The organism is Leptospira haakeii (assembly GCF_002812045.1).
GTDB lineage: Bacteria > Spirochaetota > Leptospiria > Leptospirales > Leptospiraceae > Leptospira_B > Leptospira_B haakeii.
Window position 1 is genome coordinate 186,232 of sequence record NZ_NPEG01000003.1, and the last position, 18,285, is coordinate 204,516.

Genomic DNA, 18,285 nt, shown 5'->3' on the forward strand with positions numbered 1-18,285 from the left:
GTCTAAATTTCTACTTGAGGAGCTTTATCATCTTCTTCATTAGGACTCGGAACAGAAGGTTCTTGTGTCTCTGGAGAATTCCAATTTGGAATAGATTCATTCCAGTTTTGGGAAGAAAAGAAACAGGCCCTTGCGATCCCGATTAGGATCAAAATGAATAGAATATATTTTGCGAGAAGTGGGCCGAATCCTGTACGATTCGGATCATCATTATAATTTTCGAATGATTGGGAACGTTCTCCAGGATTTTGCCAACCATAGGATCTATTCCGACTAAATCTGGATTTGATGGATTCGAATTTATCTTCTAAAAAACGAAAAAATCCCCGTACTGAACGGGGACTCTTAATGCCGGAGTCTCCTCCGGGGAGATCGTATCTTCCGCCTCTAAAACTGGCCGGGTCTTCCGGATCAAAAACGAAAGAATGATAACATCTAGGACACCGAACAGTCAGTCTTCCCAAATCCATGGGAATCCTGAGTTCAGTGCCGCAGGAAGAACAAGGAAGAATATACCGCACTTAGCTTAGTATTTCAGGGATTCCTTGAGCGTGTTTACGTTCTCTTTGTAGTTCTCATTACCCAATTGATCATTATAATCGAAAATTTTGGTAAACAATCTGTCGAATGAATCCAAATGTTTAATGTAGAAAGTCTTTTTGAAAGAGTTACGGATAGGGTGGGTCTTAGTGTTCTCTACGTTAGCAAGAACATATTTACCAACACCTTTTTCACTAGGAGTTTCAGGGCGACCACCTTCAGGATAACCGTTCTTTTGATAGAATAGTTCGATCTTGTCGTTATGTCCTGGTTGATCATTTGGAGCCCTGTCGATGATCTCGGAAACCGATTTATCTTCGATTAGGAAGTTATTCTTATAAACTTTGCTTATAATTTTGCTGATTTTGCGAGGAGGTTCCATTCTAGGATCCGGATCGTTGGTGTTCGGTCCTTCGAAGTAGATTTCCATAAACTTGGAAAGTCCACCTTGAACGATCTTACCTTGTCCTCTTTCCTCATCCTTAATGAAATCGTAAACTTCTACACGGATACAGTTGTTTGCTGCATCTTCTTGTGCGTTGCTATTAGCAGGCACACATTCGTCGTTGTTTGCTTTTCCTTTGAAAAGAACAGTTCTGAATGGAAGAATACGTACTTTCATTTTCATGAGTACGGTATGACGTTTTAGTCTTTCGTTAAGAGCGGAAGCTCTCTGATCCAGACCTTTTTCAGTATCCAAAATGGCAGCACCAGTTTGCTGATCTTCCTTCTTTTGGGCTTGGTTGTCTTGAGCGTTGAGTATGCCTGCGATTGAAAAAATTGCCAGGCAAAATGCGATTTTGCGTTTCATTGTACCCTATTTCCTTGGTCTCTTCTGCGTTTGGGTCTCCCGAAAGTCGAGAATACCCTGTCTCTAGTATCGGTAAAATAGACTCCCGATTAAATCGAAGACTTACATTTTCGCACCGAAAACATTTATTTTCCGGATTTCGAACTGGTTTCTAGATACAGTTCATAGGGGGGAGGAGTCGGTTTCAATCCTTTTTCAATCAGATTGGCCGCCCATCTTCGTTCTACAAAATCGCAGAAATCCCGTAAATCCCGTCCAGAATGCGATCCCAATCGTTGTGAAATTGTTAAACGCTCTGAATCCTGTAAATGTTTAGCATAATTTCCTAATATCGCAGCCCTTTCTTTTTCATTAGGCAGCGGGAAGAATACTGATCTGTCGAATCTGGAAACCAAAGCCTTATCCAGGTCCTGTTTTCTGTTTGTGGCGCCTAAGGTGATTGATTTTTGTCCCCCTTCGAAACCATCCAGTTTTCGTAATAATACGGATAAAATGTTCCGGGTGGCCTCGAATAGGCCGTCGTCCCTGGACCCAGCCAGGGAATCGATTTCATCCAAAAATAAAAGACAAGAAGGGAATAGGGAAGCCACATCGAAGACATAAGCCATGTTCTGGGCGCTTTCCCCATAATATTTACTTAAAATAGATTCCACCGGCACATAGATAAGAGGGATCTCGGTCATGCAGGAAATTACCTTTGCCATGGTGGTTTTTCCTACACCAGGTTCTCCTTCTAAAAGAATTGCCCTAGGTTTTGTCCTGCCTGGAAACTTTCGGGTGAGTTTGGAAAGTTCTTCTAAGGTCTCCGGAGACTTTAGAGGAAGTATAATGGATTCTAATATTTGTCTTTTGACATCTTCGTAACCTGCTATGGTCTCGAATGTCATCCAGTCTCCCTTCTTCTTTGCTTCCATCGGATCGAATACATCGATTCCTAGTCTAAGTAAAAGTTCCTTCGGATTCTGGACAGACTCTTGTTTGGAAAGTCTGAGATATTTGAATAGATCTATCGCGGAAAAAACTTCCTCTCTATGGAAATCTCCCTTTTTAGTGATCTCTACCTTGCTTTGGTTTCTCCCTGAATAAAAACGGAACTTTGCATTGTCTAGAATGTTTTTGGTTTCGAATAAATTCTCGTTCAAGGCTTGGAGGCAAACATATCCAGGCTCAAATGTATGGATCCTTAGGTTTTCAATATGATTTCGAACAATTTGGATGCAGTCCAATAATTGGCTTTTGTCTGCTCCTGGGATCGGGAATTCTATCCTGAGATCTTTTTTGTCGGGTAAAAACGCGGGAAGTTCGGAGTCCTTAACTCCTAGACCTTTTAGCTCCGAATAAAGCAGGTTTTTAGCCTGGGTAAAATCCAGAATATTTCCGGAATTTCGAGGGGGGGCGCTGGTCAAATCTTCAGGTTTCATTCTTTCTTCCCTAGAATTTCTCTTGTATAATCTTTCGGTTCTGTCGAAGAATTTAGAAAGAACCTTTGGAGGCAAGTCCTAATGGGTGAAGGCTCCCTTTCACAAGACGATATAGACGCATTACTAACCGGGTCCAGTCCGGGAGGTGGGGGCGGTGGCTCTGCTGATTTTAATCTGAGCGGAGAATTGGATTCACTATTAGGAGATTCCGGTGGTGGAGCGGGCGCTTCAACTTCTCCGGCATCTGGAGGAGCTCCATCTTTCGCGGATATTGCTGCGGCTTTGGGACCTTCTTCTACCCCGGCTCCACCAAAAGCAAGTGCTCGTTCTAGTTCTGTTTCTTCTAATACCGCAAACTTAAATCTATTATTAGATGTAAATGTGGCTCTTACTGTGGAATTAGGTAGGACCAATATGTACATTAAAGATGTCCTAGGTCTGAACGAAGGCGCAGTTGTAGAATTAGACAATGCAGTTGGCGAAGATCTAGATATTTTAGCAAACGGCAAACTGGTTGGAAAGGGAAAACTGGTTTTATTAGATGATTATTACGGGATTAGAATTACCGAGATAGTAGATCCATCTAGAAGAATGATCTAAGGTGAATATTCGTATCCGGAAGTTTTTTCCGGATACGAACCTTTCGACTTTTAAACCTTTTTGTCCTCGCTTCCGAGCACTGATTTCATTACAGATTTAAAATTAGATAGATTTAATGGAAGAACAAGCTCTGTTCCATCCTGTCCCAATTTTTCTACCTCTTTGATAAATCTCTGAGCAATCCTGAGTTTAACTGCTTCTTTTCCACCTTTTGTTTTAATAGAAGCAGCAAGTAGTTCAATACCTTTTGCAGTTGCAGTTGCAATGGATTCAATTTCAGCAGCTTGTCCTTCTGCTTCATTGATCCTTTTTTGTTTTTCACCCTCAGACTTATTGATCGCTTCTTCTTTAATACCTAAAGATCGGTTGATCCTAGAATCTCTATCTCCTTCTGAAAGGGAGATCTGAGCCTTCTTAGAGATCTGAGCTTTTTTCTCTTTTTCCATTGCTTCGATCACAGATTTAGGAGGGGCAATGTTCACGATCTCATAACGATTTACTCGGACTCCCCAAGGTTCACCCGCTTGGTCTAAAACTTCTAAAATCTTGCTATTGATCACTTCTCTGGTTTCGAAAGTTGTATCCAGATCCATGGTTCCGATGATTGCTCTCATCGTGGTTTGTACAAGTTGGGTCACTGCGAATCTATAATCTTCTATTCCGTAGCTAGCTTTTTGAGGATCGAGTACTCTCAAATAAAGAATACCATCCATCTCCACCTTAACGTTGTCCTTGGTGATACAAGTTTGAGGAGGAACGTCTATGGCTTGCTCTTTTAAAGTATGATAATAGGCATCATAATCAATAAAAGGGATTAGAATATGAAACCCTGCATGAAGGGTCCTGCTGTATTTTCCGAGTCTTTCTACAATGATACATTCCTGAGCGGAAACAATCCTTAAGGAACGATATAGTTTATAGGCAAAGTAGAGTAAAAACCCGAGCCAAAATATCCATAAAAATACTGATACAAACATCTTGAATATTACTCCTTCTCCGAATCAAGTCCTGGGAATTTGTTAGTCACTTTGGAGATTCCCTCAAAGAAACCGACTACGTTTGCCATTTCCGTAGGAAGAACTGTGGTTTTTGCTTTTTCCAGAATAACTCCTAGGCCTGATAGATAATCTTCTGTGATCTGAAGATTGACTGCTTCTGTTCCACCATCGTTTCCGATTGCATCCGAGATTTGTTGGATCCCTTTTGCTTTTGCTTTGGCGATAAATTCTATCTCCTTAGCTTTACCTTCTGCCTCGTTTACCTTTTTGATCTTTTCGCCTTCGGAAAGATTGATCGCTTCCTGTCTTTCGCCCATAGAGCGATTGATACGAGCAGACTTTTCGCCTTCGGAAATTGTAATCTCGGCACGTTTTACACGTTCTGCTTTTACCTGTTCTTCCATTTCATGAAGGATCTCTTTAGGTGGAGAAATATTTTTGATCTCATAACGGGTTACTTTGATTCCCCACGGATCTGTTGCCTCGTCCAATGCGCGCACTACATTTGCATTGATATCATCTCTTTCGGAGAATGTATGATCCAATACAAGTTTCCCTATCTCTGAACGGAGAGTTGTTTGTGCTAATTGGATGGTCGCGTTCCTAAAATTCTCGATCTCGTAGGAAGCCTTATAAGCATCCATGACTCTGATATAAAGGATACCATCTACCAAGATGGAAACGTTATCCTTAGTGATACAAGTTTGAGGAGGAATATCGATAGCGATCTCTTTCAAAAGTTGTTTGTATCTGATCTGGTCAATGATCGGGATGAGAAAATGAAAACCTGCACCGAGCGCCCCGCGGAACACTCCTAGTCTTTCCACTACAAAACAATAGTTTTGGGGAACCACTATACAGGTTTTCATAATGAGATAGATGGTCGCGATAAATATCAGCGTAAAAAATAGAAATGGGTCCATTTTGTCTGTTTCTAACTCCTATTCAAAAATGATTATATTTCAGGAAGCTCGATCGGCTCCACAACGAACGTAAGGTTTTCTCTCTCCAATATTCTAGCTCTTTTTCCGGCCGGAATACGTTTGGATTTGCTGATCGCATCCCATTCAGTGCCTTGGAATACGACCCTGCCACCTTTCCTTTCTACAAGAATGTCCTTGGAAACTAGAACAATACGTCCTGGACCATCTTCCGGATTAAGCGTTGCTGTCTCGGAAGAAGAAGGAAAAAATTTTCTAAGGAAACTTCCTCCTATCCAGATCAGAATTCCCGAAAGTGCGGCCCAAACGATTGCTTGGGGCCAAAATCCTATTTCATAAAAATAGGAAATACTTCCTACAATTGTAGCAGAGAGTCCTAAAAAGAATACGAAGGTTCCAGGGACAAAAAGTTCCGCCACCATAAGAATGATCCCGGAGGCGATCCAGAGATAAGAGAGGTTATGTCCGTCTTGTAAAAAGTCCATGGTTTTTAGGTAGAAGAAAGGGGAAAAATTCTATTTTCAAAAACATTCCCGTCCATATTCTTAGCGGGAGTGATGAGAAAAATTTGGATTCGTCTCGGAATTGGATTACTAGTCTTATTCCTTGCTCTACAGTTAATCCCCGTACAACCTCCGTTGGGAAAGAATGCTAATGAAATCAAAACGGAAGAACGCGTCAAAAAGATTTTTCGAAAGTCTTGTTATGACTGCCATTCGGATCTAGTGGAATGGCCCTGGTATTCTAAGGTTTTTCCGGTTTCTTTATATATCTCTCATCATATTGAAGAAGGCCGGGAAGAATTAAATTTTTCCGAATGGGAAAGCTTAAAACAGGAAAAAAAAGCGGATCTAGCGGAAGAGATATTGGAAGAAGTGGAAGAAGGTCATATGCCTCCTAAGGATTATATTTTCTTACATTCTAACTCTAAACTGGACCAAGAAGAAATAGAGATATTAAGAGACTGGCTCCAAACATTTGCGGAAAATCAATAAGGCATCTAAATCATTTTAATGAACACATCTGAGGACAAGAACTCTAAACTTTGGGGAGGAAGATTTAAAGAAAAAGCTTCTTCCATTATGGAAAGGATAGGAGAATCTATTTCCTTCGACCAAAAATTGTACAAAGAAGATCTAGAAGGAAGTAGGGCTCACGCCAAGATGCTTGCAAAGATGGGCATCTTAAACCCGACAGAATTAAAAGACATACTAGATGGATTAAATCAGGTAGAAGAAGAAATAGAATCCGGAAATTTCAAATTCAGTTCCGAGTTGGAAGATATTCATATGCATGTGGAATCCAGACTCACAGAACTGAAAGGAGAAGTGGGGAAAAAATTACATACAGCCAGATCTAGAAACGACCAAGTCTCACAAGACACAAGGCTTTATGTGAGAAATCGGATCCAAGAAATTTTACTCCGTTTAGATTCTTTGAGAGAAGCCCTTTATGAACAAGCTTCTAAAAATATAGATACGATCATTCCAGGTTACACTCATTTACAAGTTGCGCAGCCGATCCGTGCTTCTCATTTTTTATTGGCCTATTTTTGGATGTTCACTAGAGACTTGGAGTTTTTCGAATTTGCTAAGAAGACTGCAAATATTCTAGTCCTCGGCTCCGGTGCGATGGCCGGAGTGAATTACCAAAACGATAGAGAATTTTTGGCTTCTGAACTAAAAGTAGATTCAATTTCCCCGAATAGTATGGATGCGGTTGCAAGCAGGGATCATCTTTTGCAATTTTTATCTGCAGCGGTCCAAACCATGTTGCATGCCTCTCGCTTTTGCGAAGATATTATCATCTATTCTTCCCAGGAATTCGGTCTTATAAAACTGCCTGATTCGCTTACCACTGGGTCTTCTATCATGCCCCAGAAAAAAAATCCGGATATTGCGGAACTAATCCGTGGAAAATCCGCGAGGGTGGCCGGTAATTTGAATCATCTCATCGGACTTATAAAGGGATTGCCTCTTACTTACAATCGTGATTTACAAGAAGACAAGTTAGCTGTTTTTGATGCTGTGGAGACCGTCTTACTCAGTCTGGAAGGTTTGGAAGCAATGGTTTCCGAAATGCAGTTCAGACCGGAAAGAGGAGAAAGATCCTTGAAAGAAGGATTTGCAACCGCTACCGATTTGGCTGACTTTTTAGTGGGAGAGAAAAAAGTCCCATTTAGAACCGCACATGAACTGGTAGGAAGACTTGTATCCGAATGTGTGGAAAAAAAAGAGAACTTATTCACAATCCCGGAAGAAGTTCGAAAAGGAATTTCTCCCTATTTTATAGGAGAAGAATATTCCAAAGCAGTGAGTCTTGAACTTTCTACAGATAAAAAATCTAGCTATGGTGGGACTTCTAAATCCAGACAGTTAGAACAATTAGAACTCGCGAAACAATCTATCAACTCAATCCAAAGGAAAACGAAATGAATTATCTGAATGTAAAATCGAATTCTAAGCCCGGAATTTTTGGTGCCTTAGTATGGTTTACGGTTTTATTATTTTCTTTTGCCTGTAAGGCAAATCCATATGCGGAACAAAGATATGTTCCGGAAACATATAGCCCGGTCGAAGTGATCGTTAGGAAAGAGGAAAAACCTCGTGCGGCCCTTCCTGAAAAGCCTGCTATCTATGCTTTAATAGAAACTACCCAAGGAAATATGCTTTTTGAGCTATATGATAAGGATGCTTCTAAAACAGTTCAAAACTTTATCGATCTTGCACAAGGTGAGAAAGAATTCACTCTTAGAAATGGACAACCTCAGAAAAGACCATTCTATGATGGATTAACTTTCCATAGAGTGATCGAAGGTTTTATGATCCAAGGTGGATGTCCTTATGGAGACGGATCCGGAACTCCAGGATACAGATTTGCTGACGAGATCAATGCCGCAAGTTTAGGTTTAGACCAAGCTAAGATCGGACAGTCACAATATTATACCGGTTACCTTTACAGATACATTGGTGGAGAACTTGGTATCCGTAGCCAAAGAGAAGCAGACGAAAGAAGAGAAGAGCTAGAAAGTAATTTGGAGAAGGCTAAAAATCTTTCCGTTATGGAAATCCTCTACAGATTAGGATATCGATATAATAACGTAGTCAAAAGTAAGAAGGCGATCAAAGGCGCATTGGCAATGGCAAATGCAGGACCGAATACAAACGGTTCTCAATTTTTCATTAACCAAGTAGATACTCCTCATTTGGACGGATTACATACAGTATTCGGACAGATCATCCAAGGTGCTGATATAGTTGATAAGATCATCGCTTCCGGAAACGGCAAAACTACAATTCGCAAAGTGTCCATCTACGATAAGAGGGCAAAATAATGAGCGCTTCCCTGGACCAAAATCCCATTTTTCTTTCGGTGGCTCGAGAGATACAGGGCTCTGGCTCCACGGGAAGAATATTAGAAAAACTTTCCGGATTACAGGTAGATGACTCCAAAGGTGGAGAAATGTTCCCTGAGATCCGGAACAAAAAAGACACTGCTTGGGATTTCCGATCGGTAGTTTCACTGGTCCGCCTTATCCAACAAAACAGGCAGTCCGTCAGCCATTCCTATGAAGAAGCGATGGCTCGTTACAGTAAGGTAAACAACCTAACTGCAAAACGAAAAGCAAACGAAGAAGAAGTCAGACTCAAACAAACTCTCACGGATTATATTCTAAAAATAGAATCCAATTTCGAAAAGAATGATAGGGCGGATGAATCCATTCTAAAAGAGATTACCCGCTTTTTCGATAGTTTGGAATCTGCGGAAAAACTCTCGGAATCCAATATTTCCAGTTTGAATCTATCTCCTAAATCTGTGGCTCAGATCGGGCCAATTTTGGAAAAATACGAGGAATGTTACCAGGAATACAGTAAGTTGAAACCTGTGCTTGGGAGACTGATCCGGATCGCAGACTATATTATCGAAGACGCAGAAGGCTGAAAGGCTCTCCTTTCCTACATAATTTCCCGTATTTTTTAGTAGGTTTTGTCTCTTTTTGCCGAAATCTAAAATGTAGAGCTGAATAAAGCTCTCTAGGTCCGAAGTGTCGAAACCTGGAAAACCGGATTGAAATTTTAGAATGAAACGAATTCTGATCATACTAATTCTTCTGAATGCATTCAGCTTGGGATCATATCCAAACAGGAATGCAAGGGGAGAAGTTTCCGAAAATTATATCCAAGCCCAAGGCATAGTGGATATCAAACTTCCTAAAATGCAGTTCCGAGAAAAGGAACCGATTTCCGCTGTACTTTCCGTGCGGAACACAGGGAATGAGGTCCTAAGAATTTTCCCTTATGGAAAAGATCTACGTTCCTTCCAAGTAATCGTAAGAGATGAAGACGGAAGAACCGTAACAAGAATAGAAGAAGAAAGAAAACAGGATCCCGTTTTAAGAAGAAGAAATAAAGTTGAGAACTTAGTCGGAGACGAGGTCAAAGAGATCATTCTTCATAAGGATGAGACATTCTCCAAAGAGATCCGGATCGATCATCTGTATGAGTTAGAACCAGGTAAAAAATATTTCGTAACCGCTTACTTCTATCCAAATATCTCGGAATACGGGGACCATTTTGTAAGATCAGAAAGCCATCCTTATTTCAGCGTAGAAGAGCGTAAAAAAGATTGGGTCCTTCCTGGAGTTCCTTACCAAGATCCAGCGACAGACGGACTTGAACCTGAAGAAGTAATCCATCTATTCTTAGGAGCTGAAAAGAAAAAAAATTGGAAGCTCCATTTTAAATGGATCCATTTCCCGGAATACATACAAGCATATGACAGATTTGCCAGAGATTGGCAACAATCAGAAGAAGCCGAAAAAGATTTTGTTCTGGAAGAATTCAGGAATTATCTGGCAGAAAACAGATCAGGTATGTTACAATACTATAAGATCTTGGGAACGGAGAAGGTGAATTCAAATCTTTCCAAAGTAAGAGTTGCTGTGGAAAGAAGAGTGAATAAAGTCCCTGTTCGATATGAATACGAATTTACTTTAAGAAGAATGCCTGAAGAAAACGGAATGTTTTGGAAAGTGGCTAATCTATTAGCGAAGGTAAGAAAATGACGGAAATTTTATCCCAAGACGAGATAGATGCATTATTAAACGCCATTTCCAGTGGAGAGGTAGCGGAGGATGAATATTCTTCCGTAGGGGAACAAAAGAAGGTCAAAATTTACGACTTCAAACGCCCCGACAAATTTTCTAAAGACCAGATCCGTACTCTACAGATGATGCACGAGACATTTGCTCGTTTGGCAACGACGGGACTCTCTGCTCAGCTTCGAGCTCTCGTTCACGTTCACGTAGCGGCTGTGGACCAGTTAACTTACGAAGAATTTATTCGATCCATTCCGAACCCAACCACACTTGCTGTGATTAACATGGACCCACTTAGGGGTTCCGCAATTTTAGAAATAGATCCTTCTATTTCATTTACGATCATTGACCGTCTTTTCGGTGGTAAAGGAGAGACTGCAAAGATTTCTCGAGAACTTTCCGAGATAGAGATGAGCGTAATGGAAGGGATTATCGTTCGTATCTTAGGGAACATGAGAGAAGCGTGGTCAACAGTGATAGACCTTAGGCCTCGTCTGGGTAATATCGAAACAAACCCTCAGTTCGCTCAGGTTGTACCTCCGAATGACATGGTGGTTTTGATCAACTTAGAGACCAAGATCGGGGAGGTAGAAGGTCTTACTAACCTTTGTATTCCATATATCACAATTGAACCTATCATTAATAAACTTTCTGCTCAGTATTGGTATTCCTCTATCCGTAAAGGTGAGTTGGACGAGAACAGGGCAATCATCCAAGAACGTTTGGATCAGGTACAAATTCCTGTAATCGCAGAAGTTGGTTCAGTAGATATTTCTATTTTAGATTTTATGAACTTAACCGTAGGCGATGTTGTTAAATTAGAAAACACCACTACTAGGTCCGATATGCTTGTAAAAGTAGGGGAACGTAAGAAGTTCAAATGTCTTCCAGGACGTGTTGGGAATAGGCTCGCTATCCAGATCGGAGACAGGGTAGAAGATATTCCTGACGAATTACTTGGTTCTACTAGATCAGAACAAGAATACTGAGGGAATTATTTCTAACAAAAACTTTTGATCCAGATCAAGAGTTTTCACAAGACACAAAAAAAGCGGGAAAGATTCCCGCTTTTGTTTTTTATAGAATATAGAAATCGGAAAACGATTACTTTCTCCAGTGAATACATTCACCGGGACATTCATCCATTTCTTTCTGAACTGTTTTCCAATCTTCCTCAGGGATCTGAGCTTGGTTAACATTTTCTCCTCCGATATGAGTCTCGGAAGTATCGTTATCGTCCATTTGAAAGTACTTAGGTAGATTGTCTGCACACTGGTTGCAAGAAGTACAGTTGTCCTTATCTACATAGGCTATTTTGCTCATTCTGTCACTCCTTTGGAACTTTTTTAGTTCTTCGATTTGGCGGTCTAGGGCTACAATTTCTAGACTAGGGCTATGGCGCAATACCTTTTCGTTTCAGATTCCGCCACTGATTGCCAGTCTCAATGGGTTTCTGGCCTTGTATCTATTAGACAATATCCTTCCAGAATAATTCGAAGGGCTGGAGTAAAAATGTGGACGGAAATTTCTTTCATCGATATTCTTCTCAAACCTTAATCCAAGGGAGAATCAGAACTAAATGAAACGGATTGCCATAACCTTCTTTTTGGCCCTCAGTATTGTAATTGTAGATTGTAAGAAAGCCAAAGAAGATCTCCAAGGTGGAGTGATCACATTCACCAAGGGAACAGTAAAAATTTTTGATAAAGCCGGAAAAGAGAAAGCAGTAGCACTTGATACTTTCCTTTTACCGGAAGATAAGATAGAAACCGGGAAAGATTCTTATGCAGACCTTCAATTGACTGAAGGAGTTCTTGTTAGGATCAAAGAAAACACAAGCCTCACTCTAAAGAAAATTTTTGTCGATTCCGCAAATGGGGAAACCTACGCGGACATGGGTTTGATCAAGGGAAAAATTTTCACCAAGGTTGCGGGTAAACTTACGAAAACTTCCAAATTTACAGTTTCTACTCCTACAGTCGTAGCTTCTGTTAGAGGAACTGAGTTCATCGTAGAAGAGTCTGGTAAAGGAACAAGCACAAGAGTATCCGATGGATCTGTTGAAGTTGCTGACGCTGATAACCCTGAAAACCAGGCTATTGCTGACGCAGGTGAAAATGTTAGTTCTAATGGAGATACATTTAAAGAACAACCTTTAACCGAGGATGAAGCCCAAGAATTAAAAGATGATTCCGCTACCATCCAATCCATTACGGAAGAACAAAGAGCTCGTATCCAAGAGATCTTAAAAGATTTCCAAGAGAATAAGGCTCGAATCCTCCAAGGTTTGGAAGAACAAAAGCAAAGAAATAGAGAACTGATCGAAGGTGCAAAAGAAGAAAATCGTAAACTTCTAGAAGAAGCTAAGAGTGCCGGAAAAGAAGAAAAGGAAGCCATCCAAAAGGCAGGTAAAGAAGAGAAAGAAAAAGTAAAATCTTCTATGGATGATGCCAAGAAAGAATTGGAGAACCAGCGTAAGTCTTTAAAAGACCAAGCAGCTCCTAAATAATTAAGGCTTCTATTCTAAAAAACGAAGGGCCGTTTCCATAAGGAAGCGGCTTTTTTTATTCTTCTTCTTTTGAACGAAGTTTGTACCAGAGAATTGTGGTGGTAAAAATTAAGGTGAAACCGTTTGCGAGAATGATCGGAAAATCATTCTTTAAGATCCCATAACAAAGCCAGAAAAATACTCCCACAGAAAGAACAAGATACATGTTCCTGGAAATATCCCTGGTTCTTTTTTCCAGGATCACTTTGATGAGCTGGGGAAGAAATGCCAGAGTAGTCAATGTACAAGCTATAAATCCAAGTAAGGAGATCGGATCTATCATTTGCTTGTGTACTCTCTTGAAACTACAGTTTTGATCCCACCTCTTAGGTTATAATCACCTTTGACCTTGATGTATTTTGGATCCACTGATTGGATCAGATCTTCTAAGATCCGATTCACCACATTCTCATGAAAAATTCCAAGGTTTCGGTAGGCGAGAATATACTCTTTCAGGGATTTTAATTCTATACATTTTGCCTTTGGTATATAGCTGATCTCTATCACTCCGAAATCCGGCAGTCCGGTTTTAGGACAAACCGCAGTGAATTCTGGAATGGTAAAATCGATTGTGTAATCCTTACCTTCGTACACATTGGCGAAAGATTCTATCTCGGGAAGTTTCAGACTGGGGATATGGTCCTGTCTTCCCTCATAAGCGGAAATTCCTATCGACTCTTGTTGATGGCTCATGATTCCCTCTTTAAACCAGAGTTTTCCGGACTTTGTCTCTGGGAATCTTTTTACAACTCACATAAAGGAAACGTTAAGGATACCTTGGAATGAAGCACCAAAATGTAATTGGGATTGTGGATTTTGGAGGGCAGTACGCCCATTTGATCGCGTCCAGAATTCGTCGTTTGGGGGCTTATTCCGAAATTTTAGGTAACGACGAACCTATTGAAACATATTCCAAACTTTCTGGCATTATTCTTTCAGGAGGACCTGAAAGTGTATACGAACCGGATTCTCCTTCTCTACCTGTCGAGGTCTTAAAATTAGGAATCCCAGTTTTAGGGATTTGTTACGGCCACCAACTCATGATGAAACTTTTAGGTGGAGAAGTTAAAAAAGCGGGTATAGCAGAATACGGAAGAGCCGCTTTAGATTTTATTGATACTCCTAAAACACAATTGCTCAAAGGTTTTGCGGGCGGAGAAGTTGTATGGATGAGCCATGGAGACGAGGTGACTCGTTTGCCGGAAGGTTTTACTCGCACAGCTTCCAGCCAAGACTGTGAATATGCGGTGGTTGAAAATCCTACCCAAAAATGGTTTGGGATCCAGCTTCACCCGGAAGTGACTCATACTGAAAAAGGTTCTGTCCTTCTCGAAAACTTTGTAAAAATCTCAGGGGCAGAAGGCACCTGGAACCTAAAACAATTCTTAGATCTAAAAGAAGAAGAATTACATTCAATCGTTCCTGCTGACAAAAAAATCTTCTTACTCGTTTCCGGAGGAGTAGATTCCACTGTTTCGTACCTCCTTCTTTCCCGAGCTTTAGGAAAAGATAGAGTTAAGGGTGTTCTAATTGATACCGGATTTATGAGAAAGGACGAGGTTGCAAGCTTGCAGGAAAAACTCTCTCCACAAGGGATCCAGTTGCATGTTCATGATTCTTCTGAACTTTTTTATTCCGCTCTAAAAGGTAAAAAAGATCCGGAAGAAAAACGTAAGATTGTTGGAAATCTATTCTTACAAGCTCAGGCAGATTGTGCTAAAAGTTTAGGGTTGAATGCAGACGAATGGTTGCTCGGACAAGGGACCATCTATCCGGACACGATAGAAAGTGGTGGAACAAAACATTCTCATACAATCAAAACCCATCATAATAGGGTAGAAGCCATCCAAAAATTAATGGAAGAAGGTAAGGTAGTAGAGCCTATCAAGGATCTTTACAAAGACGAGGTTAGAGAACTCGGGAATTACCTAGGACTTCCTAAGGAATGGACCGGAAGGCATCCTTTCCCAGGGCCCGGACTTGTGGTTCGGATGATCGCACAAGAAAAACCGGTCGAAGAAGCTGTTCAGAAAAAATTAGATGAATTAGTAAGCTCCGATCAGTCTCTAAAAGCAAAACTTCTTCCTGTAGCTTCCGTGGGAGTAAAAGGGGACCAAAGGTCTTACGCGCATTGTGCTGCAATTTCCGGAGACAAAACCTGGGATGAGCTGGATAAAATTTCCACTGCGATCACAAATCAAATCTCTTCAGTCAATCGAGTCGTTCTATTCTTAGGTGGCCTTGAGTCCTTCTCAAAAGCAAATTTCAAATTCCAACCAATCGACTTGGATAAAAAAGATTCTGATATTTTGAGAGAAGCAGACGCGGCAGTGGAAAAGGTTCTTCAAAAAAGAAAGATATACGACCAAATCTGGCAAATGCCTGTGGTACTTCTTCCTTTGGGCTCCGAATCCGGGAAAAGAAGTATCGTTCTTAGACCTGTGGATTCTCAAGAAGCAATGACCGCTAGTTTCTTCCGCTTGGAAAAGGTTGTTTTGGAGGAACTGGTTTCAGAAGTTCTAAAAATTCCTCAAATTGAATATTTGTTTTTTGATCTGACGAACAAACCTCCCGGCACAATTGAGTGGGAATAAATTTCACTCGGGTCCTAGCTTAATCAGAAAGATCAGTTGGATTGAATTTTGGGATCTGGAATTTTTTTTCTCCCCAAATCAGATCCCAATTTTCAGAGTTTTCTCTCCATTCTAACTCAGGATCTAATAGGATTTCGGCAGAGATTCTTCCCCAGATTTCTTTCTGAAAAGGGTGGAGTAGATTTCCAAAAGTATCAAATTTCAAATTTTCAGGCTGGAATAAGATCCCTTTTTCTCCTCCGTAATAGAGTTTATCTCCAATTCTATGTTTAAACAGAACTGGATAATGTTCCGTTTGGACAAAATTCATTTCTTTTCCACAAGGAGAGATATAGGCGCATTCGGGATATTTACCTGTCCGGTTTTTTTCTAGATGAGTGAAAAAGAAGTCTAGAAACTTTTTATCCGTCAGCTCTGAGTCTTCATGGAAAAGTCTAGAATTCGAGTCGATTCGATAGAAATAGATCCTCAAAGTCTTTCCTCCACTTTTCTATTGACACCTTGCCCACACACAAAATCATACCTCATATCGGCGTCGTGGCCAAGTGGTAAGGCATGGCTCTGCAAAAGCTTGATCCCCGGTTCGAATCCGGGCGACGCCTGGCAGAGTCTTCAAAACGCCTGGATGGTGGAATAGGTAGACACCCAGGACTTAAAATCCTGTGAGTTCACGCTCGTGCGGGTTCAAGTCCCGCTCCAGGTACCAACTTACTTCAATCTAAAATCGCAGAGATCTCCTAAGTCTAGGACAGGAAGATCCATCTGCTTCTCCGGATTGAAACCTCCAAATCGGATCTTAAAACTCCTAAAAAATACGATATCAGGAAAGATCGTAATTTTAGAAAGTCCCATGGTCTCTTTCCAAACGAAAGAATTCCAACCAGTTTTTAGATCCAATTCATAGGTCCCTAAATCATATTTTCGATGAGACCAATAGAGTTTGTCCTCATCAAAAGATTCTTCTGAGAAAACTGTGACGCTAGTTTTGGTAGGCGGGTTTTTCCAATCAGGAGAAATATAAATTCCTAAAGAATAATCTTCTTCTCTGAGTTTTGCCGGATTTGGATACCTATGTGTAAGACAACCTTCTAGAGAAAATTCAGAATTTCCTTCGGAAGCAGAAACTGAAATAGTTTCCGAAATTCTTTTTTCTCTTTCTTCCATTTGGTTTCTAAAAGGAAGGATACGTCTTTCTATCTTTTTAGCAAGTGTAGAAGAAGAAGCAAATACCTGCCTTCCATATGCAAGTTCTGGTGGGATCGAAAGTCTCCAAATCCAAAGAGAAGTATTTAAAACTAAGGTAATACCTAAAAAAATAGCGGAGGTTTTAGAAAATTGAGGGGAAGTTTCCTTCTCTCGTCCCCACAAAAGTCCTGCCAAAGCGAAGAAGGGAAGTGCGACCTCATCATCCAAAAGATAACATTGGAAAAATCCAGCCACCCAGATAAATCCGATCCCAACTAAAGGAAAATTCCTTTCTTCTAAACTAGAATCAGAGATCTTCCTGAATAAAAGATAGAAAAATCCAATCCATAGAATTCCGGAAAGCCAGCCTCCTACGATCGCAAATTCTAATATATCATTATGGGCATGTTTATTTGGAGTGATATATAACTCATACCAAAGTTGTTCATTCTTCTCTATGAAAGTTTTAGAAACTTCTGAACTTGTTTCTTTAAATCTTCCTCCTCCTGTTCCTAAAATCGAGTTTTCTGCAAGTAATGGAAGGCTTAGTTTATAGATCCAATATCTCTGGTTTTCGGGAGTTTGGACCTCTGTTAGCTGGGCAAGAGTTCTTTGTAATAGCCAATTCTTTTGGTAAAAGAATCGAACGGCTCCTGCAAGAGTAATCAAAAGAACGATCAGTATCGAAACTCGTCCTATAGTAATCTTTGGAAATTTGCCGGAGAAGTCTTTCCATTTGCTCAGAATAAAAAAAACGGTTACAGCAAGGACTCCAAGCCAAGCTGATTTACTTTGGTTGAGTAAAAATACCCAAAGCGCTAACATAAGAAGAATGCCGAATCCGACTGTGCTCTTTAGGTCCTTCTCCTTTATTTTTTGTAAAACAAGAAGTGTTACACCTGGAATATAAAAAGAGATCAACCCACCATAAGTCAAATGAGTGTTCATTAACCCGATTGGAAGGTAAGTTTCTAAACCGAAAAGTGGTCCAGCAGGATGTTGCCTTCTATCTCCTGGAGCTGGGGTAAACCCGTTTGAGATATATTTTCCGAGTCTATATTCACTGAAAACGGATGCGATCCCGGAAATCAAAACGAAAAGAAAAGAGATCCAAAGATATTTATAGATCAGCTTTCTATTTTTTTCCTCTGAAGAATGTACTGCCGCTATCGGAAATAAGATCGAAAGCCAAAAATCACCCGCCTCGGATTGCCTTGTAAACGTTTTCCAGAAATTGGAATATTCTTCCCAATGATACAGAGATGAAATGAATACGAGTGCGTAGGCTCCTAAAATGAATCCCCAGGGTAGAAGATAAGTTTTGATCTTCTGGAAATTCTCTTTTGGGGAAAAGATAAAACAGAAAATGCTTAGGCCTGCCAGGATTTGAGAGGCAGAAACAGAAAGTGGAAACGCTACAAGAAATAATAATAAGGAATATAGGGAGATCTTTCCGGAGGTCTCTGAGATCTGAGAATAAAGGTTAGGTTTCACCGGTCCCCAGACTTTCCTTTTCCTCTCAGATTTCCAGAAAAAACCGCTGACAAAG

At 40.5% G+C, this 18,285-nt stretch carries 20 protein-coding genes and 2 tRNA genes; 11 read left to right on the forward strand and 11 right to left on the reverse strand.

Annotation, left to right across the window (positions count from 1 at the left end; translation table 11 throughout):
- Positions 1-2: 2 nt before the first annotated feature.
- The 3 genes from CH377_RS08505 to CH377_RS08515 all read right to left on the reverse strand — a co-directional run bounded on the left by CH377_RS08505 (position 3) and on the right by CH377_RS08515 (position 2,772).
- The gene (locus CH377_RS08505; protein ID WP_243402089.1) at positions 3-470 is read right to left on the reverse strand and encodes a hypothetical protein; all 468 of its coding nucleotides are present in this window, start codon (positions 468-470) and stop codon (positions 3-5) included.
- Between the two features lie 56 nt (positions 471-526).
- Positions 527-1,351, reverse strand: a complete 825-nt coding sequence (gene fcpB, locus CH377_RS08510) for a flagellar-coiling protein FcpB (protein ID WP_100723396.1) — start codon at positions 1,349-1,351, stop codon at positions 527-529.
- A 125-nt stretch (positions 1,352-1,476) separates the two neighbouring features.
- A complete protein-coding gene (locus tag CH377_RS08515; RefSeq protein ID WP_207797650.1) occupies positions 1,477-2,772 on the reverse strand; it encodes an AAA family ATPase in 1,296 nt (431 codons plus the stop codon).
- 81 nt (positions 2,773-2,853) lie between these two features.
- Here CH377_RS08515 and fliN point away from each other — a divergent pair, with 81 nt between their 5' ends.
- A complete protein-coding gene (fliN, locus tag CH377_RS08520; protein ID WP_100723398.1) occupies positions 2,854-3,372 on the forward strand; it encodes a flagellar motor switch protein FliN in 519 nt (172 codons plus the stop codon).
- Between the two features lie 50 nt (positions 3,373-3,422).
- On the opposite strand, the gene CH377_RS08525 is transcribed toward fliN, so the two are convergent.
- The 3 genes from CH377_RS08525 to CH377_RS08535 are packed head-to-tail and all read right to left on the reverse strand — an operon-like array spanning position 3,423 to position 5,796.
- Positions 3,423-4,349 carry an SPFH domain-containing protein gene (locus tag CH377_RS08525; protein ID WP_100723399.1) on the reverse strand — a complete coding sequence of 309 codons (927 nt, stop codon included), beginning with the start codon at positions 4,347-4,349 and terminating at the stop codon, positions 3,423-3,425.
- 8 nt (positions 4,350-4,357) lie between these two features.
- A complete protein-coding gene (locus CH377_RS08530; RefSeq protein ID WP_100723400.1) occupies positions 4,358-5,293 on the reverse strand; it encodes an SPFH domain-containing protein in 936 nt (311 codons plus the stop codon).
- 32 nt (positions 5,294-5,325) lie between these two features.
- Positions 5,326-5,796 (reverse strand): NfeD family protein, encoded by a 471-nt coding sequence (locus CH377_RS08535; RefSeq protein WP_100723401.1) that lies wholly within the window; start codon positions 5,794-5,796, stop codon positions 5,326-5,328.
- Between the two features lie 72 nt (positions 5,797-5,868).
- Here CH377_RS08535 and CH377_RS08540 point away from each other — a divergent pair, with 72 nt between their 5' ends.
- The 6 genes from CH377_RS08540 to fliM all read left to right on the forward strand — a co-directional run bounded on the left by CH377_RS08540 (position 5,869) and on the right by fliM (position 11,398).
- On the forward strand, positions 5,869-6,306 hold the full coding sequence (locus CH377_RS08540) for a heme-binding domain-containing protein (RefSeq protein WP_100723402.1): 438 nt from the start codon (positions 5,869-5,871) through the stop codon (positions 6,304-6,306).
- Between the two features lie 18 nt (positions 6,307-6,324).
- A complete protein-coding gene (gene argH / locus CH377_RS08545; protein ID WP_100723403.1) occupies positions 6,325-7,746 on the forward strand; it encodes an argininosuccinate lyase in 1,422 nt (473 codons plus the stop codon).
- Positions 7,743-8,645, forward strand: a complete 903-nt coding sequence (locus CH377_RS08550; RefSeq protein ID WP_100723404.1) for a peptidylprolyl isomerase — start codon at positions 7,743-7,745, stop codon at positions 8,643-8,645. The genes argH and CH377_RS08550 overlap by 4 nt, the downstream gene beginning before the upstream one ends.
- Positions 8,645-9,253 carry a hypothetical protein gene (locus CH377_RS08555; protein ID WP_100723405.1) on the forward strand — a complete coding sequence of 203 codons (609 nt, stop codon included), beginning with the start codon at positions 8,645-8,647 and terminating at the stop codon, positions 9,251-9,253. The genes CH377_RS08550 and CH377_RS08555 overlap by 1 nt, the downstream gene beginning before the upstream one ends.
- Positions 9,254-9,392: 139 nt before the next feature.
- Positions 9,393-10,376, forward strand: coding sequence for a hypothetical protein (locus CH377_RS08560; RefSeq protein WP_100723406.1), 984 nt, complete (start codon positions 9,393-9,395; stop codon positions 10,374-10,376).
- On the forward strand, positions 10,373-11,398 hold the full coding sequence (gene fliM, locus CH377_RS08565; RefSeq protein ID WP_020768525.1) for a flagellar motor switch protein FliM: 1,026 nt from the start codon (positions 10,373-10,375) through the stop codon (positions 11,396-11,398). Before CH377_RS08560 ends, fliM begins: the two co-directional genes overlap by 4 nt.
- A 115-nt stretch (positions 11,399-11,513) precedes the next feature.
- On the opposite strand, the gene CH377_RS08570 is transcribed toward fliM, so the two are convergent.
- Complete coding sequence (locus CH377_RS08570) at positions 11,514-11,732, reverse strand: ferredoxin (protein ID WP_100710041.1); 219 nt, start codon at positions 11,730-11,732, stop codon at positions 11,514-11,516.
- A gap of 256 nt (positions 11,733-11,988) precedes the next feature.
- Between CH377_RS08570 and lsa33 the strand changes: the two genes are divergently transcribed.
- Positions 11,989-12,918, forward strand: coding sequence for a surface adhesin Lsa33 (lsa33, locus tag CH377_RS08575; protein WP_100723407.1), 930 nt, complete (start codon positions 11,989-11,991; stop codon positions 12,916-12,918).
- A 55-nt stretch (positions 12,919-12,973) separates the two neighbouring features.
- On the opposite strand, the gene CH377_RS08580 is transcribed toward lsa33, so the two are convergent.
- Complete coding sequence (locus tag CH377_RS08580) at positions 12,974-13,237, reverse strand: SemiSWEET transporter (protein WP_165780499.1); 264 nt, start codon at positions 13,235-13,237, stop codon at positions 12,974-12,976.
- Positions 13,237-13,650: a preQ(1) synthase gene (gene queF, locus CH377_RS08585; RefSeq protein WP_100723409.1), complete on the reverse strand. Its 414-nt coding sequence runs from the start codon at positions 13,648-13,650 to the stop codon at positions 13,237-13,239. The genes CH377_RS08580 and queF overlap by 1 nt, the downstream gene beginning before the upstream one ends.
- Positions 13,651-13,739: 89 nt before the next feature.
- Between queF and guaA the strand changes: the two genes are divergently transcribed.
- Positions 13,740-15,551: a glutamine-hydrolyzing GMP synthase gene (gene guaA / locus CH377_RS08590; protein WP_100723410.1), complete on the forward strand. Its 1,812-nt coding sequence runs from the start codon at positions 13,740-13,742 to the stop codon at positions 15,549-15,551.
- A gap of 19 nt (positions 15,552-15,570) precedes the next feature.
- Here the strand turns inward: guaA and CH377_RS08595 are convergent, their stop codons facing one another.
- Positions 15,571-16,023, reverse strand: a complete 453-nt coding sequence (locus CH377_RS08595) for a DUF4505 family protein (protein WP_100723411.1) — start codon at positions 16,021-16,023, stop codon at positions 15,571-15,573.
- A gap of 59 nt (positions 16,024-16,082) precedes the next feature.
- Between CH377_RS08595 and CH377_RS08600 the strand changes: the two genes are divergently transcribed.
- Positions 16,083-16,153 (forward strand) — tRNA-Cys (locus tag CH377_RS08600).
- Positions 16,154-16,170: 17 nt separating this feature from the next.
- Positions 16,171-16,257, forward strand: a tRNA-Leu gene (locus CH377_RS08605).
- Between the two features lie 2 nt (positions 16,258-16,259).
- Here the strand turns inward: CH377_RS08605 and CH377_RS08610 are convergent.
- Entirely contained in the window at positions 16,260-18,230 is a 1,971-nt protein-coding gene (locus tag CH377_RS08610) for an O-antigen ligase family protein (RefSeq protein WP_100723412.1), read from the reverse strand.
- Positions 18,231-18,285: the final 55 nt, after the last annotated feature.

Excerpts from the sequence above, each read along its gene's own strand:
- CH377_RS08505 (WP_243402089.1), bottom strand. The coding sequence starts at position 470 with ATGGATTTGGGAAGACTGACTGTTCGGTGTCCTAGATGTTATCATTCT.
- fcpB (WP_100723396.1), bottom strand. The coding sequence starts at position 1,351 with ATGAAACGCAAAATCGCATTTTGCCTGGCAATTTTTTCAATCGCAGGC.
- CH377_RS08515 (WP_207797650.1), bottom strand. The coding sequence starts at position 2,772 with ATGAAACCTGAAGATTTGACCAGCGCCCCCCCTCGAAATTCCGGAAAT.
- fliN (WP_100723398.1), top strand. The coding sequence starts at position 2,854 with ATGGGTGAAGGCTCCCTTTCACAAGACGATATAGACGCATTACTAACC.
- CH377_RS08525 (WP_100723399.1), bottom strand. The coding sequence starts at position 4,349 with ATGTTTGTATCAGTATTTTTATGGATATTTTGGCTCGGGTTTTTACTC.
- CH377_RS08530 (WP_100723400.1), bottom strand. The coding sequence starts at position 5,293 with ATGGACCCATTTCTATTTTTTACGCTGATATTTATCGCGACCATCTAT.
- CH377_RS08535 (WP_100723401.1), bottom strand. The coding sequence starts at position 5,796 with ATGGACTTTTTACAAGACGGACATAACCTCTCTTATCTCTGGATCGCC.
- CH377_RS08540 (WP_100723402.1), top strand. The coding sequence starts at position 5,869 with ATGAGAAAAATTTGGATTCGTCTCGGAATTGGATTACTAGTCTTATTC.
- argH (WP_100723403.1), top strand. The coding sequence starts at position 6,325 with ATGAACACATCTGAGGACAAGAACTCTAAACTTTGGGGAGGAAGATTT.
- CH377_RS08550 (WP_100723404.1), top strand. The coding sequence starts at position 7,743 with ATGAATTATCTGAATGTAAAATCGAATTCTAAGCCCGGAATTTTTGGT.
- CH377_RS08555 (WP_100723405.1), top strand. The coding sequence starts at position 8,645 with ATGAGCGCTTCCCTGGACCAAAATCCCATTTTTCTTTCGGTGGCTCGA.
- CH377_RS08560 (WP_100723406.1), top strand. The coding sequence starts at position 9,393 with ATGAAACGAATTCTGATCATACTAATTCTTCTGAATGCATTCAGCTTG.
- fliM (WP_020768525.1), top strand. The coding sequence starts at position 10,373 with ATGACGGAAATTTTATCCCAAGACGAGATAGATGCATTATTAAACGCC.
- CH377_RS08570 (WP_100710041.1), bottom strand. The coding sequence starts at position 11,732 with ATGAGCAAAATAGCCTATGTAGATAAGGACAACTGTACTTCTTGCAAC.
- lsa33 (WP_100723407.1), top strand. The coding sequence starts at position 11,989 with ATGAAACGGATTGCCATAACCTTCTTTTTGGCCCTCAGTATTGTAATT.
- queF (WP_100723409.1), bottom strand. The coding sequence starts at position 13,650 with ATGAGCCATCAACAAGAGTCGATAGGAATTTCCGCTTATGAGGGAAGA.
- guaA (WP_100723410.1), top strand. The coding sequence starts at position 13,740 with ATGAAGCACCAAAATGTAATTGGGATTGTGGATTTTGGAGGGCAGTAC.